At 58.6% G+C, this 14,219-nt stretch carries 15 protein-coding genes and 2 pseudogenes; 7 read left to right on the forward strand and 10 right to left on the reverse strand.

Annotated features, from left to right (window positions below; all coding sequences use genetic code 11):
• Positions 1-144 precede the first annotated feature (144 nt).
• Positions 145-789, forward strand: a complete 645-nt coding sequence (locus C8K18_RS15305) for a hydrolase (protein ID WP_107708002.1) — start codon at positions 145-147, stop codon at positions 787-789.
• A 111-nt stretch (positions 790-900) separates the two neighbouring features.
• Here the strand turns inward: C8K18_RS15305 and C8K18_RS15310 are convergent, their stop codons facing one another.
• Positions 901-1,482 carry a chemotaxis protein CheB gene (locus C8K18_RS15310; protein ID WP_107708004.1) on the reverse strand — a complete coding sequence of 194 codons (582 nt, stop codon included), beginning with the start codon at positions 1,480-1,482 and terminating at the stop codon, positions 901-903.
• 289 nt (positions 1,483-1,771) lie between these two features.
• Between C8K18_RS15310 and C8K18_RS15315 the strand changes: the two genes are divergently transcribed.
• The 3 genes and pseudogenes from C8K18_RS15315 to C8K18_RS15325 form a co-directional block, all read left to right on the forward strand.
• Positions 1,772-2,086 carry an EAL domain-containing protein gene (locus tag C8K18_RS15315; RefSeq protein ID WP_258196129.1) on the forward strand — a complete coding sequence of 105 codons (315 nt, stop codon included), beginning with the start codon at positions 1,772-1,774 and terminating at the stop codon, positions 2,084-2,086.
• A 131-nt stretch (positions 2,087-2,217) separates the two neighbouring features.
• On the forward strand, positions 2,218-2,400 hold the full coding sequence (locus tag C8K18_RS15320; protein ID WP_107708006.1) for a hypothetical protein: 183 nt from the start codon (positions 2,218-2,220) through the stop codon (positions 2,398-2,400).
• Positions 2,397-2,578: pseudogene (locus C8K18_RS15325) on the forward strand (type I methionyl aminopeptidase); the annotation flags it as partial. The gene C8K18_RS15320 and the pseudogene C8K18_RS15325, both read left to right, overlap by 4 nt.
• A gap of 664 nt (positions 2,579-3,242) precedes the next feature.
• On the opposite strand, the gene C8K18_RS15330 reads toward C8K18_RS15325, so the two are convergent.
• The 5 genes from C8K18_RS15330 to C8K18_RS15350 form a co-directional block, all read right to left on the reverse strand.
• Positions 3,243-4,091, reverse strand: a complete 849-nt coding sequence (locus C8K18_RS15330) for an SDR family oxidoreductase (RefSeq protein WP_107708008.1) — start codon at positions 4,089-4,091, stop codon at positions 3,243-3,245.
• Between the two features lie 144 nt (positions 4,092-4,235).
• Positions 4,236-4,694 carry a MarR family winged helix-turn-helix transcriptional regulator gene (locus C8K18_RS15335; RefSeq protein WP_006047415.1) on the reverse strand — a complete coding sequence of 153 codons (459 nt, stop codon included), beginning with the start codon at positions 4,692-4,694 and terminating at the stop codon, positions 4,236-4,238.
• A gap of 51 nt (positions 4,695-4,745) precedes the next feature.
• Complete coding sequence (locus tag C8K18_RS15340; protein ID WP_107708010.1) at positions 4,746-5,627, reverse strand: NmrA family NAD(P)-binding protein; 882 nt, start codon at positions 5,625-5,627, stop codon at positions 4,746-4,748.
• Between the two features lie 152 nt (positions 5,628-5,779).
• Positions 5,780-6,268 carry a glutathione S-transferase family protein gene (locus tag C8K18_RS15345; protein ID WP_132384635.1) on the reverse strand — a complete coding sequence of 163 codons (489 nt, stop codon included), beginning with the start codon at positions 6,266-6,268 and terminating at the stop codon, positions 5,780-5,782.
• 166 nt (positions 6,269-6,434) lie between these two features.
• Positions 6,435-7,076 carry an HD domain-containing protein gene (locus tag C8K18_RS15350; protein ID WP_006047418.1) on the reverse strand — a complete coding sequence of 214 codons (642 nt, stop codon included), beginning with the start codon at positions 7,074-7,076 and terminating at the stop codon, positions 6,435-6,437.
• A gap of 131 nt (positions 7,077-7,207) precedes the next feature.
• Here C8K18_RS15350 and C8K18_RS15355 point away from each other — a divergent pair, with 131 nt between their 5' ends.
• On the forward strand, positions 7,208-8,245 hold the full coding sequence (locus C8K18_RS15355) for a GlxA family transcriptional regulator (RefSeq protein WP_107708014.1): 1,038 nt from the start codon (positions 7,208-7,210) through the stop codon (positions 8,243-8,245).
• A 414-nt stretch (positions 8,246-8,659) separates the two neighbouring features.
• Here C8K18_RS15355 and C8K18_RS15360 read toward each other — a convergent pair whose 3' ends face one another.
• The 4 genes from C8K18_RS15360 to C8K18_RS15380 all read right to left on the reverse strand — a co-directional run bounded on the left by C8K18_RS15360 (position 8,660) and on the right by C8K18_RS15380 (position 12,370).
• Positions 8,660-9,397: a GNAT family N-acetyltransferase gene (locus C8K18_RS15360; RefSeq protein ID WP_006047420.1), complete on the reverse strand. Its 738-nt coding sequence runs from the start codon at positions 9,395-9,397 to the stop codon at positions 8,660-8,662.
• Positions 9,398-9,861: 464 nt separating this feature from the next.
• Complete coding sequence (locus C8K18_RS15365) at positions 9,862-10,455, reverse strand: hypothetical protein (RefSeq protein WP_006047421.1); 594 nt, start codon at positions 10,453-10,455, stop codon at positions 9,862-9,864.
• A gap of 416 nt (positions 10,456-10,871) precedes the next feature.
• On the reverse strand, positions 10,872-11,624 hold the full coding sequence (locus C8K18_RS15375; RefSeq protein WP_232292226.1) for a DUF2182 domain-containing protein: 753 nt from the start codon (positions 11,622-11,624) through the stop codon (positions 10,872-10,874).
• Between the two features lie 71 nt (positions 11,625-11,695).
• Positions 11,696-12,370, reverse strand: coding sequence for a DUF1326 domain-containing protein (locus C8K18_RS15380; RefSeq protein ID WP_181324906.1), 675 nt, complete (start codon positions 12,368-12,370; stop codon positions 11,696-11,698).
• A gap of 104 nt (positions 12,371-12,474) precedes the next feature.
• Here C8K18_RS15380 and C8K18_RS15385 point away from each other — a divergent pair, with 104 nt between their 5' ends.
• Entirely contained in the window at positions 12,475-13,455 is a 981-nt protein-coding gene (locus tag C8K18_RS15385) for a GlxA family transcriptional regulator (protein ID WP_107708018.1), read from the forward strand.
• Positions 13,456-13,645: 190 nt separating this feature from the next.
• Positions 13,646-13,982, forward strand: a pseudogene (locus tag C8K18_RS15390) (transposase); the annotation flags it as partial.
• Positions 13,983-14,219 lie beyond the last annotated feature (237 nt).

A 14,219-nucleotide genomic window follows, 5' to 3' on the forward strand; every position in this document is an offset into this window, starting at 1 on the left:
TCCGCGTTCCACTTGGCGCGACAGCGCGTCGCCAAATTATAGTCTAGCGTCGCGAAATAGAGAATGCCAACATCCGATTGACCGCTGCTTGTCGGCGAGTCTCAAACGAACACCCCATCATTTTCTTAAACACCGAGGATTTTTATGGCATTTCGCAATGGCCTCAATTCGCTCCTCCGCCCGCAAGATTCAGTACTCGTCTTGATCGACCACCAGCCATACCAACTCGCTAACCTGAACAGCCACGATCCCCAATCCGTTGTGAACGCCTCGACTGCTTTGGCAAAGTCGGCCAAGCTCTTTGGCGTTCCGACCATCCTCACGAGCGTCGTGGCCGCGCGAGGCGGTTTGCTCTTTCCGCAGATCACCGACGTTTTCCCGGGCCAAGAGGTGATCGACCGAACTCTCATTAACACTTGGGAAGACAAGAAAGTCGTGGACGCCGTTGCAGCGACGGGCCGCAAGCAACTGGTCATCGCCGGTCTGTGGACCGAAATTTGTGTGGCAATGCCGGTCATCCAGGCGCTCGGCGAAGGCTGGGATACGACGGTCATCACAGATGCATCAGGCGGTACATCTGTGGAGGCGCACCAGGTCGCTATCCAGCGCATGATCGCGGCTGGCGCGAACATGATGACGTGGCTGGCGCTGGCCGCCGAGTGGCAACGCGACTGGGCTCGTACCGAAACTGCGGGCGCGATGACTGAAGTGTTGGGCCAGCACGCTGCCGGTAGCGGCATTGCCTATTTCTGGGAGCAGCAGCTTCTCAACACGCCAGTTTCCGCCTGAGTCCCGAAACCGCCAGACCATATCGACGCTTGCCAGTTCGCATTTGTCCTCTAAGCCGCCACCCGTCAAGGGCTTGTAAGGGGCAACGCCTCTTACGAAGTGATCCCGATCTCAGGAATCAATCTCTTCTTGAACGAGGCGCGAGAGTAGCGACGCTATCTGCTCTACTGGCAGAACGAATTTCGGGTGGCCGCCCGCGATAGCACTGGCGGGCATCTCGGCCGCCCGTGCATCCAAAGGATCCTGAACAACACCAACGCCTCCGGCCGCGGTGATTGCACTAAGCCCATTCGAGCCGTCGTGAGCGCGGCCGCTCAACACGACCCCGATCGCGCCAGTGCCAAAAACTTGGGCGACCGACTCAAACAGCTTGTCGATAGACGGACGTACAAATTGCACCTTGGGACCGCAGTCAGATCCCAGGTGGCATGGGTCGCGGACGATCATGTGGCAATCGGGTGGCGCAATGAAGATGCACCCGTTCTTAAGTGTATCGCCGTCCTCGCCGTACCTGACTGGCAGAGAAGTAGAGCGGCTGACGATCGCGGCAAGCAGGCGGGGGCTGGACGGTGCCGTATGCAATACAATCAACAGGGCCGCTGGGAAATCTTGTGCCAAACCCGACACGAGAGTAGATAGTGCATCGAGTCCACCAGTAGACGCGCCAATAGCCACGATATTACGGTTTGCCATCCCACTCCCTCATTGAGATTGCCCCGACGTCTGAATCGATCCCCTAATTACGCGACTTGGTTGAGCAAACCGTTTAAAACCGCGAGTGCTCCATCATCGGGCTAGATGGGTAGTCAGGTCGACCAAAAGAGTTAGAGCTTGGCCTTTCTGCGCATTGGCCATCAGACTCCCGTCCTCCAGATGTCGGTGTATCTCCGATTCATCCGCTTTTCCTCATGGTATGAACGGGCGTGCGCATTTTTTGTTCCAGAAAGCGGCCTTGCGATTATCATCAGTTAGAGGCTGGCCCGTGTTCAAACCGCCGCACAATGCATGTCGAGGGTCGGCCTCGACAATACTCGCGGTTTTGCGCCAAGCCGGTATTTCGACTTCTTTGGACGACTTTGGCTGCGGCTATTCAAACCTCGCGTATCTGGTGCGGTTGCCTATCAACACGCTGAAGATCGATAAAGCACTCGTGTGGGCGCTTGGCAATGAACCCAATGCGGTAGCAATCATACGGGCCGTGATCACGCTGGCGCATGCTGTAGGCATGGCCACCGTTGCCGAAGGCGTCGAAACAGAGCAGCAGCGGGGACGGTCGCCAGGGAGGGCTGCGATGTAGTCCAAGGCTATCTCATCAGTCGCCAGCTTCCTGCTGCCGAGTTCCGCGCGTTCGTTCGCGGATGGCACTGACCAGGTCTCCGGCGCATCGATCCGCGCCGCGATAGGGGCTCCAGCTGGCCACTCGTTGCCATTCAGCAGATACGTAAGGCAAGCACAGTGCCCTGCCGGTCGAGCAACGGGCAAGCGGCCTTCTGGATCAGGAGAGGCATGCTGCGCGAAATGAGTCCGACGCTGTGCTTCAATGAAATAGCTACCCGCGAACTGAAAGCCGCAGGCGTCGTGGCGCAAGCCGTCAAAGTGTCGTTGACATGACCAAGCGTCCCGAAGAGATCGCGTTGATGGCGGAGTCAGGCCAGTTGCTCGCGGACGTATTTGGCTATCCACATGAAATGTGCCTGATCGGCATCTCCACCTTGCAGTCAGCGATCTGGTCGATAGCTTTATCGTGAGCGAGCGCAATGCCCGGCCGGCAAGCAAAGGTCAGTACGGCTAGCCGTGACCCAAAAAGGGAAAGGACTCCCAACTGACGGCCGTATGCCGCGCAATTGGAAAAGGCATCTTCAATGGCTGATTGCTGATCGTCAACGGACCTCCACTGAGCAATCTTGAAGGGCCGAAACTGGCCGATCACTGACGGCTGTTTCGGCGATTGATGCGCTCTCAACACTGACGGCGGCTTTGGCTGGACGGTTTCCCGCAACGGCAGCGGACAGACCTCAGCGTGCATCGCTTCGACTGTGTAGATTTGCATTGCACGTCGTATGCGGTCTTTAAGAACGCCGCTCTTAGGTCACTGGAAGCGAGGGCGGAGTTCCATCGTTAAGAAGTTGACGAGTTAGCCATCTTGATTTGTCTTTACACCGGGTGCTGATGTCAATCTGTGAATCAGCCGCTCGATGGAAGGGTGTCCTTCGTCGACCGCTTACTGCACGTCACCCGGTCCGCATATTCCGTCAGCGGCACGACTTGAGCAGAACACTTTCGTCGTCATGCCTGTGAACGCGCTTCATGAGCGGATCGCAGCTATCGACGGTGCACAGAACATCGGCGACTTCGATGGCTGCGCCAAGTCCATCTACGATGACCTCAGCTTCCGAACCGGCCGCTCCGCACTGCATATCAGCCGGCTGGTATGCAGTGCCTGAGCCCAGCGGCTACCCATGCCGCAAACCGTCTACATCGGTCGAATGCGCCAGTTCCTTTTGGGCCTCGAGCATGGTGAGACGCTCAGTCAGGGCTTTATGAACGAGTGCGTACGCGTCACTCCCCAACGTCAGCCGCTTCGGCGCTGGCTGCTGGTCCGCCGATGCGATGATCGCCGAAGCAACCTTGCGTGGATCGCCCGGAAACATGGCGAGGCCGGCTGTCGCCGTCATGCGGCGAAATTCTTCTGCAGGCGTCTTGTCATACACGTCCAATGCCTGCGCCATGTCCGCGCTCGATGAGGCGAAACTGGTGCGCGATGCGCCAGGTTCGACCAGCGTCACTTCGATGCCAAACGGGGCGATCTCCGGCCTCGTACCTTCGAAAAAGCCCTCAATGCCCCACTTGGTGGCGGCGTAGACGCCCATGGTCGGGTACGCCGCCTGGCCGACTGACGACGAAATCTGGATGATTCGACCGCCACCTTGCCGCCGCAGGTTGGGGATCGCCGCACGCGCAACCTGAATCGAACCAAGCAGATTCGTATCGAGCTGCCGCTCGATCTGCGCGTCTCCGACTTCTTCGGCGGCGCCGAACAAGGCATAGCCCGCGTTGCTTACGACGACGTCGATACGCGCCAGCTCCGAAAACGCGCGGTCGATGACCCTACGCACCGCTGAGCTGTCCGTGACATCAAGGATGCCGACCCAAAGACGTTCGCCATATTGCGCGGCAAGGTCCTCGAGAGCATTGGGTTTGCGAACCGTCGCCGCGACGCGGTCGCCGCGCTGGAGAAGGAGCTCTGCAAGCTCGCGTCCAAAACCGCTACTTGCACCTGTGATGAACCATGTCTTCGACATTAGATTGTCCTCTGTATGGTTAAGTCGTTCCCGCCGTCAGTCTGCCGCTTGCAAAGCTGACCTGCCGCAGGGCTACGTTTGAGATCGCAACGCAAGGTACTGTCGATTCGAACCGCACAGTCGACGAAACAGCCAGAAAAGCGATCATTCAAGCGAAGATGCCGTCCCATTGTCGACCTTCATCTGCGCAAGACTGCGACGCAGCACGGCCACATTTTTCGGCCCGTTCAAGACGCTGAACTGATGCTGCGCCTCGCGCCAGAGCGGCGCCGCCCGTTCAAAAAGACCCGCTCCCTCCGGGGTGAGTTCGACGATTCGAATGCGACCGTCCGTGGGAGACGGCCGCATCGTCACAAAACCATCGCGCTCCAGAAAACCGATCATCTTTCCCATCGCGGTCCGTTCGATGTCGAGGCGTTCGGCCAGGGCATTGACCGAGGCGCTCCGCTGTTCATTCAAGGTCGCCAGGATAAGAAATTGCGTGATGCGAAGGCCGGATGGCTGGAGACAGGCGTCGTAAAGACGCGAGATCTGACGTGCCGCCTTCCTCACCGCAAAGCAGTTGCATTGATCGACCCCGATGGGTTGGTTTTCCGGCGGCATCTCGTTTCCTCCTCAACGTTAGTTAAATTGCCCACGCTCTTTGCGCGTTCGTCAGGCGAAAGCGCTGCGATACTTCTCAATGAAAGCTGGGACGGAAAGCGCCGGCGTGCCGGTGATCTTCTCGACGGCATCGTTAGTACCCTGAAACACCCCTTCCCGATAGTGCTGCGCGACTTCGACAAGGTGCTGCACAAGGAACGGAGGGAACTTGTACACCTGCTCCATCTGTCGCTTGAAATCTTCTATCGATGTCGGAACGTATTCGATCGCCACGCCGAGCACCTCGCTCATCGCTGCAGCGATTTCCGTATGGTTCATCTCCACCGGGCCGTGGAGAGTGTAAGTCTTGCCGCCATGGCCTGCGGGATTCGCCAGAATGTGGGCAATAACCCGTCCCTGGTCGTCGGTGCTGATCGGGGCATGGCGGCCGTTCGCAAAGGGAAAATCAATCTTCTTTCTGGCCCAGATTTCCTTCGCGAAATGCGGGTAGACGAGCCAATCCGCAAAGAAGGTGGGCCGCAGATGCGTCGTAGGCACACCCGACCAGTCGAAGACCTGCTCCGAAATCCAGTGGTCCTGTGCCGCATGGCTGGTCGACTCTCGCCGCGCCGAAATCTGCGACATGTTAACGATCGCAGTGACGCCAGCTTCCTTCGCTGCCTGCGCGAAATAGGCTGCAGCGCCAAGAATCCCAGGTGCGATCGGGTGAAGGAAGTAGGCGGAACTGACACCCTCCATAGCCGCACGGATGTCATCGATGTTGGAGAAATCGCCGACGGCGATTTCAACGCCACGCGCCCTCAGCGCCGCTGCCCGCTCGTCGTCCGAGCGCACGTAAGCGCGTACACGCCTGCCCATCCGGAGCAGTTCGTCGATGGCCGCACCGCCGGTACGGCCGGTTGCTCCGCTTACAAGAATGGTCGTTTCGTTCATGATCTTGATCCTTTGAAATTAAGAGCATATGCTCCTTGCAGTCAATATAGAAGCATATGCTCCTAGTTGCAAGTTCTTTTTGACGCTGACGGCTCGGCAGGCAATTTTCGGGTGGAATCGTAAGACCTTGCCGTTCTTGAATGAGAGCCGCGCTAGGACGCTCCCCTGCCACGAACGACGCCGGGCAGCGCGTGGATCCTCGTGAACCAGGCATTGAGCAACGGCAATCCAGGCCAGTCGATTTCATACCGCACTGCAAAGGCGCTCGTGTAGGCCCCGATGTCGACGAGTGTGAAGCCGTCGCCCGCCATGTATGGGGCGTCACTGAGGAATCGTTCGGCCTGAACGAGAGCCTCGAGCGAGCGGCCGGCTAAAAATCCGGCGCTGTGTTCGTCACCTTCCCGTGTCAGGGAAAAAGCGCTGCGGTTGGGTGCGATAACTTCAGTGACGAAATAGAACAGGCGCTCGAAAAACAGGCCTGCTGCCGGGCCCGAATCAGGTATTAGCCTTTTGCGAGATCGACTCGCTGCATACAGCATGATCGCGTTTGACTGGGCGAGGATGAAATCCGCCTGCGCCAGGGCAATGGCCGCTCTTCGGCTGTTGCCTGTTTGCGCTCCGTGAAGACGGACTGCTGCCACGAGCGGATCTCCCACAACGTTCAGGGCCAGCGCCTTAGTTCATAAGCGCGCCCTTCCAACATCAACTGACACCGTGGCCGAGCGCGAAAGAGAGGAGCGCAGAAACGCGCTTCGCGCGCCACATCTGTCGTGTCCCAGGCAGAGTGCGCGCTAGCGACGCGTGATGTCAGCTTTCAAACGGAGCATGATTTATCAGATCGCACACGTTCGGAATGTCGAAACCATGTACGTGGCGACGCCCGATATCGGCGATGCCAGTGCCCACAGTCGTATGGGGTTTCTTTCTCGCAACTTCAGCCAACGCTTCGGTAAACGCCGCTTTAAATCCGAGACGGGGGTAAAGCGCGAGCGTGTCATCGATGAGTGAGGGCGTGACTTCGTCCAGAAAGAGTCCAAAGACGTCGAGATGGGCGCCCATATAGACGAGAGCGATTTCTGGCTGCTTGCGGTCGGCGAGGCCACCAGCAGAGTGAAGCGCGATTGCGTCCCACACGAGTTCGGTTTTCGATTCCGGGTAGCCATGGGCCAGCAAAAGGCGGCTGGCCGCATCGGCGCCGTCTACTTCAAAGCGTTGGTCTGCGGCAAATTCATCCGTAAGGCCCAGATCGTGAAGCAGGGACGCGAGGTACACCGCTTCGCGATCGTATTTCAGACCTCGCCTCCTGCCGAGGAATTCGGCGAACCACCATGTCCGATGCACGTGATGCATCATCGGTGTGGAATGGACCCTTTCGACGAGCGAAGCGGCTTTGGCGGCGATGTCCGAGTCCGGAGCACTAACTCCTCCGACAATCACAGGTTCACGCATGGCATGCCCTCCGGACATGTGAAGTTGCATAGCAGGTCCAGTCTAGATAGTTGGAGGACGGCGGAAATGACAGTTTCTGGGCGATTCGTGCCACAATTGCTGCCTATGCATGAACATGCGAATGCGCCTCTATGAGCAAACGGACGAAGCCGCTCGACCCGCCTGCAGGCGCAACGGCCAAGCGGGTTGTGATATTGGGCTTGCCTCCGGTGGACGCGCTCGACGTGATCGGCCCAGCGGAAGTATTCGCGTGGGCGAATCAGTTGCACGGCGGCAAAACTGCCCCCTATGCACTCGAACTGGTCTGCGCGGCTGCCAATGTGCATCTGGAGAGCGAAACAGGCATTGGGCTCATGGGGCATCGCACTCTCGAACAGGAGCGTAGTGCGAACAAACCGATCGACACGCTGCTCGTGACTGCGGGCTCCAGGACATTCGATCAGCTTGATCAGACAGCCATAGAGTGGATCCGAATGCGTTCGCAGACAGTACGGCGCGTGTGCTCGATATGTGTCGGAGCGTTTGCCCTGGCTGCTGCAGGCGTTCTGGACGGACGCAGGGCGACGACTCATTGGGGCATGGCACGGCGCCTGGCGGAGCACTATCCCAAGGTACAGGTTGATCCGGATCCGATCTGGGTGAAAGACGGCAATGTGTACACGTCGGCGGGCATATCGTCGGGAATAGACCTCGCGCTTTCCCTTGTGAGCGAAGACCTGGGAAATGACTTCGCTTTGGAGATTGCCAAAAATCTGGTCCTGTTTTTACGCCGTCCCGGAGGACAGGCGCAGTTTAGCGTCGCACTTCAGTCACAGCGTACGCATAATTCAAGTCTGGACGAATTGTGCCTCTGGATCGGTGAGCATCTGCATATGGACCTTACGGTCGAGATACTGGCAACCCGCCTGTCAACCAGCGTCAGGACGCTGATGCGCATCTTCCATCGAGAATTGCAGACCACTCCCTCGAGATACGTCGAACGCGTCCGGCTCGAATCGGTCTGTCGTTCGCTTGAACTCGGGGAGCGATCGATGGAAGAGATCTGTCGTCGGAGCGGGTATCACAGCGTCGACGTCCTAAGGAAGGCATTTGCACGCCGCTTCGGGGTAAGCCCAAAAGATTACGCGCGGCGGTTCGCGACAAGCAGCGAGCTATCTCAGGTCGGCTAGCATTGGCCGGTTGAGCATGAAGGTGCTTAGTTCTGCGCAGAGCATACTGCGGAATCGGCGCTCGTAGCCTGCTGTATGGCCCGATCTGATAGCTACCCCGCAGGTAATCGTTCCCGCGAGCACGCGAGTGCTGCCGCGACAACTCCGCTATGCAAACGCTCACGGGGTTAATGTCGGTCAGCAAACAGGCAGAAGCAGCGGGCATCGACATCGAAGGCGAGCTTCTTCCAGGAGGATCAACCGGTCGCCAACGTGCAGGCGTTCGCCGCCTTTCTCACGTCGGCCGCATAAGCCGAGCGGATAGCCTATGCGAAGCCTCCCTTATGCGACACCCCACACGTACTCGACTATCTGGGCCGCTACACCCGACCCACCGACGCTTGGCTATCTGGTCATGCTCTAGCAATTCGTCGTTCAGGTTTCGCCAGCCGGCGAGTGTACGATCGCTGTCACGTGGAGAGTTCGGGCAATCCGGAAGCCAAGCTCTCTGTACAGGCGAATAGCAGGAGTATTCGTCGTGAACACGTGCAAGAACGGGATGCGGTCGTGTTGCTGAATCGATGCCGATACATGCTCCACCAGCAGTCGTCCCAACCCCTTACCACGCCAGTCCGGATGCGTACATACGGCGCTGACCTCCACGTGCCTGCCCGCGGCCATGCGCTCTCCCGCCATGGCCACAAGTCGCCCTTTCTCGCGAATACCGAAGAAGTTGCCCAACTCATTCGTGCGCGAATTGAAAGGACCCGGTCGAGTAATCTCGACCAGCTGCAACATGTCCGAAACGTCGTCGGGTCCAAGGCGGACAACTCGGGCGTCGGAAGACTGCCGAAATTTTTTTTCTGCAATCATCTGGTGGCCGTTGGCGTCGAGCGTCACAGCGTAGCCAGAAGGTATCTCTGGTTTCATCGCAGTAAAGAGGATAAGGCTCTGACCGGGCGGCAACATGGCTGCGATTTGGGCGACGCTCTCTGCACTATATTCACGCGCAGCGCCAAAGGGCGCAAATTCTCGCCGGTATCTCGCGCCGCCTTTAAAACGTTCGACACACTCCTGCGGCGCTTCCGACAAAGACGCCCAGACTACGTTGGCAAGATACTCATCGGATTCGATATCTGCTGCTCCGACTACGTCAGTTTTAGGTGGCTCCATGGCGTACTCTTGAGGTTTGATGGATTTTTTGATTCGGTCGGTATCTTTGATACGGCTTGCATCCGCTCAAAGGCAGCGGCGCGCTCCAGAGTAGAACGCTGAAGGGCGTCGGCCGCTCGGTCGATCTCAAAGAGGCCTCACACGATGACTCAACGCCTGGCACCTTCAGTAGCTCGATCGATCTTTCCTTTCTGAATCAACGTCCGAACATGTCACCAGCCCTCAGAACGAGCCGGATGCAGCCCCGCCAGTAGCTTTCCGCAGTCGCCCGAGTACCTCTCACTCCAATTTGGCCTCGTTTGGCTGAAAGTGGATGACGGTTTTAGGGGCACGGCGCGAAATATGCCACCGTCAATGCCGGCCTCGCGGCCATCGGGACGACCGCTGAGTGACCAGAATCAGACCCCTGAGAAGATAGATGGGCCCGGCAGGCAGCGCTTTGCCGGACCGTCACGCCCGCTTGTTTATGCTGGCTTCCGGGCTGGAATGTCCCGCACTACTTCAGTCAACTCGCCGGTATCAATGTTGTAGAACAAGCCATAGAGATTGAAATGTTTCGGCACACCTGGGCTAGCGCGAAGTAGCTCAACGTCGTATTTGAGCGATTTCTCGTAATCCTCAATGCAGAGGCTATCGTGATCGTACGACTTCGAGATATCCGCGCCATGATCGTGATGGAACGCGTCGATAATGCCATCCGCGGTGAAGGCCGTCGCGCCGCAGAAAGAGTGGTGTACCACGACGACATTCTGCATCCGGAAGAGAAACTCCATTGTCGAAACCGATTGCAGCGCGGCGACAGCCCGGCCACCCGCGTTAGATACGGTAAACAAGGTCGCCGTATGTCCGACCCGGCTGCCATGTTCGTCGATGATGTTCTCGCCGGGGTAAATCTCCCCAAAATGCTCGGCAACCTTCTTCGGAATTTCGCTTGCCCGAGGATCGAAGCAGTAGACCACGATCGTCTTCATCGGGATGAACGTGGGTATCAGGTCGCGGATAGTGGATGCGTCGTACCAAGGCTGCTTCCTGAATTGGAAATCATTGAAGTTCGGCATATATTTGCTCCAGTTACCTGCTTCTCAGTGTGTGGTGAAGGCAGTCGTACCCTCTTGTGTATCGATAATCTCCATGCTCCGCGTTTGCTGCAATTCGATCGCACGCACAACGCAGCCGACGCGCGCCTTTGCGACCGTGCAAACGTCAAGGTCGCTACCGCGGCAAGCGCAAGAAACGGCAAAATCGTTGCGTTCACTACCGACCAGCCGAAGCGCGCCAGCATCTGTCCCGCGCCCAGCGATCGAGCGTGGTGGCATCGGATCGTATTGATAGGGCTGCTGAGGCCCCAATCGTCGCATTAACGGCATTGGCTGAAATGACAATTTCGCGTCAGTTCCTGCCTACTGCTCCCGGCGTCTTGTCTACACCGCGGCCTTCTTCGCTCAACAGATTTCTGCAATTTTTCGCCACTTCGTCATAGCCCACGACAGATGCTGGCGAACATCATGGGATCCTTGAGAAGAGGCGCCGTCCCGGGGGACACGGCGATCCAGATCCCCATGACGCACAAGAAGGAAGCAATCGGAGTTGCCAGCTTCTGGCCCTTCGGCAGGACTTTTTCGGCGAACATGAACAGCGTCAGCAACGCCATCCAGGTCAGGCTCATTGCGCCGACAGCGAACATCACTGCCATGAGCGCCCAGCAACAACCGACACAAACCAGTCCATGCCGGAAGCCCATCGTGACAGCACCGAAATTGCCTTCCCGCCAGTAGCGCGCGAAAAACGAGAGAGGCGTGCGGCATCCCGTCAGGCAAACCTGCTTCAGGGACGAGACCTGAAAAAGGCCCGCAATGATCAGCACCGAGCCGGCCAGCGACGGTCCTGCGCGATTCCACGCGATCATCTCCGGGCTGACTGCCCGAATGGCCAGGTCCAGAAGATAGGCCCCAAGGCCGTAGGCGACCCAGGCTATGCCGTAGCCGGCGACAAAGCTGGTCATGACGCTCGGACGCGCGGCGGATGCCCTGTCGCGCGACCTGAGCACCGCAGCGAACGCTGCAATGTAGTTGAGTTCGGACGGTAGCATCATTGCGGTCAGCATCACCACCCAGCCTGCGAGAAAGACCGGCAGATTGTGCAGCGGCGTTCCCGGCCCTTCGTCCATGCCGCCCATGAGCACTAGCGCGCAGAGCCAGGCCGAAAGGCTGAGTGCCAGGACAGCCATCGTCCAGCCGAGGGCCGGCTGTCCCCGTCCCAGAGCGGACGCTGCAGATCGCGAAGCGGACAGTACGGCTCTCATGGCGCGTCCGGTCCATGCCAGTTGAACGGGATATGCTTGCTGGCCTGACCGGCCGGGATGTTCTGATCAAAGCCGAACGCCTTCCAGCGGCCCGCCACGCTCTTGCCCCAGGTCACCGGGGCGTCGGTCGGACCGACCTCGCTCCCCGGCGGGTTGTAGCTCTGGAGACGTTTCGTCGGATCGGAGGTCGGGCCGCTCATGGCCCTGCCGCTCGCCTCGACCTTGTCTTCGACCGCCACGCTCCACCGTTCGAGCGCACTGTCGACCTCGACTGAAATGTTGGCAAACTCGACGCCCTTGATTCCGCTCACATGTGTCGGCACGAACTGCTTCATCCACCCCCCGGCCTGGCCGGTGAAGATCGCCACCAGCGCCTGCCGCTGGTCCTCGTCGGCTGCGGCGTCGAAGAACACGCCGGGGTTCAGCATCGCGCCGTCCCAGAGATTCCCGGTAAATCCGGCAATCAGGACAACCTTAAGGCCCGCCATCGGCGTCGCGCCGTAGTGCCCCTCATTGATCCTGTAGGCCCATAGCACCTCGCAATGATTATTGGTTGGAGGCTGGGCGAAGGTGCAAGGACACGGCGAATTGCACGAGCACACGTCGAACCACTCACCGGCGATCTGCCATTCTGGAATTACATCTGTGTTTTCAGATATCTGGTCTGTCATTGCCTGCCCTTCTGGCTGGTCCGAGAAATTGTCTGGACATCATGAGCCTGACGCCTGATCATCATCAGTGGCGAAATCGACATTAACCAAGGCAATATCGACATATGGCGTCACGTCCTCCAATCGAAATCGGCATCGTCGAATTTCCAGGCGCGCAGCTTGCAGCCATACATGGCTTGATTGATTTATTTGAGGTTGCAGAGCGGTTCGCCGCGCAGCATCACAAAGAGCAAACGGCCTTCCTTAGGGTGAGCCAATGGCGTCCTGATGCGCCGGGCAAAGCTCCAGTCAGAAGCCACAACATTGCCAGGGACGCTAACAGATCACCCGCAGTGCTCATATTGCCGCCGCGCCTTGGCGGACCGCTGTCACGGGAAGACGCAGTGCCATTCGTTGACTGGCTGCTGAGCCATCATCGTGCAGGGGCAACGCTCGCCTCCATCTGCGGAGGCGCGTTTCTGCTGGGTGAAACTGGCCTTCTGGCCGGACGATCGGCGACGACGCATTGGGCTCATGCAGAGATATTCCGGCAGCGGTTTCCCGATGCACGTCTGGATACCGACAAGCTCGTCATCGATGACGGCGATATCATCTGCGCCGGGGGAATGATGGCGTGGATTGACCTTGGTTTAAAACTGGTCGACCGTTTTCTAGGGCCGACCATCATGGCCGAGACTGCGCGCTTTTTACTGGTGGATCCTCCCGGCCGCGAGCAACGCTACTACAGCGTTTTTTCTCCCAACCTGACCCATGGCGATGCCGCCGTACTGAAAGTCCAACATTGGCTTCAGGCCACCGGCGCCAAAGATATGGCTCTCGCATCGCTCGTCTCGCGAGCCGGATTGGAAGAACGGACCTTCCTGCGGCGATTTCGAAAGGCGACCGGCCTGACAGCCATCGACTACTGTCAGAGGCTACGCGTTGGAAAGGCGCGCGAGATGCTCCAGTTCAGTAATTTGCCTGCGGAGACAATTGCCTGGGAGGTCGGTTACGGCGACGCGGGGGCGTTCCGCAAGATTTTCAACAGGGTTACAGGGCTCACACCGGGCGAATATCGTCGACGATTTAGCGTAAACCGACTCTAGAGCCGGGGATCCATAAACGGGATTCACGGCACGGGATGTAATTCGCTTTCCCGTGATCGGGAAGAAGTGGCTTGTCACAGGGTCGCGGAACGGGATCATCGCGACGCCGACCCGCGCTCGGCGTTCGCCGCATTCATATCCTGGACGGACATCGGCCTGGCTGGCACCGCAATGATGAACGGTGTCCCATAAAGGCGATACCGCCAAAGCGATCAACTACGCACTGAATCAGTGGGCGGCGCTCACACTCTACGTCGATGACGGCAGCGTGGAAATCGACAACAACGCCGCTGAACGCGCTTTACGTGCCGTCGCTCTCGGCCGAAAAAACTTCCCGCACTTCGGCTCCCACAGCGGCCGCGAACGCGGGGCCGCAATCTACACTCTGGTACCGCTAAAATGAATGGCCTTGATCCCGAGGCCTACCTGCGCCACGTCATCGGTCGCATCGCCGAGCATCCGTCAATCGCGTCGACGAGCTGTTGCCATGGGTCGTCGCCGATCAGCTTCACCACGACACCGCCTGAACTCAAGGTTGCGTTTAACTGCTCGGTATCAACATGCTGTCAAGAACGGTCGCGGTCGGACGGTTACGGAGAACGAGGCGAATCGCGTCGTTCTCCAACATACTGAACCGCGCAGCCGACCCTTCACGGACCACCGCGCTTAGCCGGAGCCCCTACCGCCCGAGCAGTTCCGTTCTTCAACCCACAACGGTCCCGCAGGACCGCGCACACTCAACGGCAGCTTCCAGGCAACGACGA

Origin of the sequence: Paraburkholderia sp. GV068 (assembly GCF_003058125.1) — a bacterium.
GTDB lineage: Bacteria > Pseudomonadota > Gammaproteobacteria > Burkholderiales > Burkholderiaceae > Paraburkholderia > Paraburkholderia graminis.